A 3,000-nucleotide genomic window follows, 5' to 3' on the forward strand; every position below is an offset into this window, starting at 1 on the left:
CGACCACCGAGCGCCAGGCCCGCGTGCTGATGGCCAGCGCCTTCGGCGACCACCGCGACGACCTGTTCGGCGGCGGCGTCAACTCCTGGTTCGCCACCTGGTCCAGCGGCCAGCTCGACATCGGAACCGCCGCGGCGCGGGCCGTCGACCGGCTCACCGCCCGCACCGACGGCCACTACGACAAGCTGTCGTTCAGCGCGATGCGGCTGCAGCGGGTGGGCGGACCGTTCTCGGTCTACGCCGGGCTCAGCGGCCAGCTGGCCTCGAAGAACCTGGATGTCTCCGAAAAGATGTCGCTGGGCGGCATGAATGGCGTGCGCGCCTATCCCGAGGGCGAGGCTTATGCGGACGAAGGCGCCCTGCTGACCGTCGAAGGCCGCATGGACCTGCCGCCGCCGCCCGCCGCCATCCCCGGCCGGCTGCAGCTGATCGCCTTTGCCGACGGCGGCAGCGTCACCACCAGCAAAAAGCCCTGGACGCCCGGCGATAACCGCCGCACGCTCGGCGCCGCCGGCCTGGGAGTGAACTGGGCCGAGCCCGGCAACTTCCTGGTGCGCGCCTTCGTGGCGCGCAAGCTCGGCAGCGAGCCCGCCACTTCTGCCCCCGACAGCTCGACCCGCTTCTGGGTCCAGCTCGTCAAGTATCTCTAGAGAGGCATCGCCATGACCCGCCTGCATCCCTCCGCGCCACCGTTTCGCCAAGCGGCACTGGCCCTGTCGCTGGCACTGGCCTCGACGACCGCTGCGCATGCCGCCCCCGTCGGCGGCGTGGTCGCGGCCGGCTCGGCCACCATCGTCACCAGCGGCTCGCGCACCACCATCACCCAGTCGAGCCGCAATGCGGTGCTGCACTGGCAAGGCTTTGGCATCGCCGCCGGCGAGGCCGTGCGCTTTCGCCAGCCCGACGCCAACTCGGTGACGCTGAACCGCGTGCTGGGCAGCGACCCGTCGGCCATCTTGGGCAACCTGTCGGCCAACGGCAAGGTGTTCCTGGTCAATCCCAACGGCGTGCTGTTCGGCAGCGGCGCATCTGTCAATGTCGGCGGACTGGTCGCCTCGACTCTGGAGATCGTCGACGCCGACTTCATGGCCGGCCGCTACGTCTTTGCCGGCGGCGGCGGCGGCAGCGTGGCCAACCATGGCTCCATCCAGGCCAACGGCGGCTACGTGGCGCTGCTCGGCGCCGAGGTCTCCAACCAGGGCGTGATCGAGGCCCGCCTGGGCAGCATCGCGCTGGCGGCCGGCCGCGCGGTGACACTGGACGTGCTGGGCGACAACCTGCTGCAGGTGAGCGTCGAGCGCGGCGCCGTCAATGCGCTGGTGCGCAACGGCGGCGTGATCCGCGCCGACGGCGGCCAGGTGCTGCTGACCACGCAAGCCGCCGGCAGCCTGCTGTCGACGGCGGTGAACAACACCGGTGTCATCCAGGCACAGACCATCTCCACCCGCGGTGGCACCATCAAGCTGATGGGCGACATGGGCAACGGCACGCTGAACGTGGCCGGCACACTGGACGCCAGCGCGCCGAACGGCGGTAACGGCGGCTTCATCGAAACCTCGGCCGCGCGCGTGCGGGTGCAGGACAGCGCCCGTGTCACGACCGCGGCGGCGGGCGGCCGCACCGGCGAGTGGCTGATCGATCCGCAGGACTTCACCATCGGCGGCGGCGCCGAGGCCAACATCAGCGGCCCGACCCTGTCGGCCTTGCTGGTGACCAACAGCGTCGTGATCACCACCCGCACCGGCCCGGACAGCTTCACGCCCGGCATTCCCCCGGTGACCGGCCTGAACACCAACAAGCAAGGCAACGGCGACATCCACGTCAACCAGGCCGTGAGCTGGACGGCGGCGCCGAGCACCACCACGCTGACCCTGAACGCCACCCGCGACGTCAACATCAACCGCGCAATCACCGCCGTCAACGGCAACCTGGTGGTCTGCTGCGGGCGCGACGTCAACGTCAACGCGGCGATCACCACCACCAACGGCAGCGTGCTGCTCAGCGCGGGCCGGCACGCCATCCTGGCCACCGCCGGCGCGATGACCACGACCGACGGCAACATGACGATCTGCGCGGCCAACGACGTGCGCATCGGCGGGGCGCTGGTCCTGACGCGCGGCAGCCTCATTGCGGAACAGAGCCTCGGCCTGGTGCACGGCATGGTGCTGAGCGCCGGCAACGGCGGCACCGGCCCCGGCGAGGCCGCGGGCACCGTCTCCTTCGCGCCGCTGGCGCCGGTGGCCGTCGTGACCGACGCCAACGTCGCCATCCACTACAACCCCACTTCCTACAACGCGCCCACCGACTACAGCACCGAATTCACCATGACCCGGGGGCTAGTGCGGCCACGCATGGTGGTCTACGCCGACGGCGCGGGCAAGACCTTCGACGGCAGCACCGCCACCGTGCTCGACGGGCTCAAGGGCGACCCGGCCGGCGTGCGGCTGGTCGCCGGCCCGGCCGCAACGGCCAGCTACGACAGCGCCGGCGTTGGCGCCGACAAGCTGGTCACCTTCAGCGGCTATTCGCTGGCGGGCGCCAATGCCGCCAACTTCGTGCTGCCGGTCTCCTGCTGCGGCCCCGTCGTTGCCAGGACGACGGGCACCATCGTGGCGACGGTGCCCGGGGTGCCGGTCCCGCCGGTTCCGGCGCCCGGCCCGGTGGTGATCGTCCCGCCGCCGGTGATCGAGGCTGGCCCGGACGGTGGCGGTGATGGCGTGGTCGGTGGCGGCACCCCGTTTCCGCAGTTCGTTCCGTTCATCGTGACCCCTGCGCTGCTGCGCCCGCCGACCACGCTGCTGGCGGTCGCGCCGCAGCCAGCCACGCCGGTGGACCTGGTGCTGGTGCAGGCGCCCACGCCGACGCCGCTCGAAGTGCTGCCACCAACGCCAGCGGCAGCACCAGCGGCAGCACCAGCGGCAGCACCAGCGCCCGCGCCGGCCCCGGCGCCGCGCGTCGCCAAACCGTTCCGCAACTAGGGCATGCGCGGTCTCGTCCTCG

General features: G+C 71.6%; 2 protein-coding genes. Both read left to right on the top strand.

From position 1 onward, the window contains the following. A partial coding sequence (locus tag JWP65_RS00005; protein WP_299759136.1) for a ShlB/FhaC/HecB family hemolysin secretion/activation protein occupies window positions 1-650 on the top strand: 650 nt, incomplete at its 5' end. Window positions 651-662: 12 nt separating this feature from the next. Next, window positions 663-2,978 carry a filamentous hemagglutinin N-terminal domain-containing protein gene (locus JWP65_RS00010; RefSeq protein ID WP_299759138.1) on the top strand — a complete coding sequence of 772 codons (2,316 nt, stop codon included), beginning with the start codon at window positions 663-665 and terminating at the stop codon, window positions 2,976-2,978. The last annotated feature ends 22 nt before the right edge of the window (window positions 2,979-3,000 follow it).

Origin of the sequence: Ramlibacter sp. (genome assembly GCF_028292805.1) — a bacterium.
Taxonomy (GTDB): Bacteria; Pseudomonadota; Gammaproteobacteria; order Burkholderiales; family Burkholderiaceae_C; genus Ramlibacter.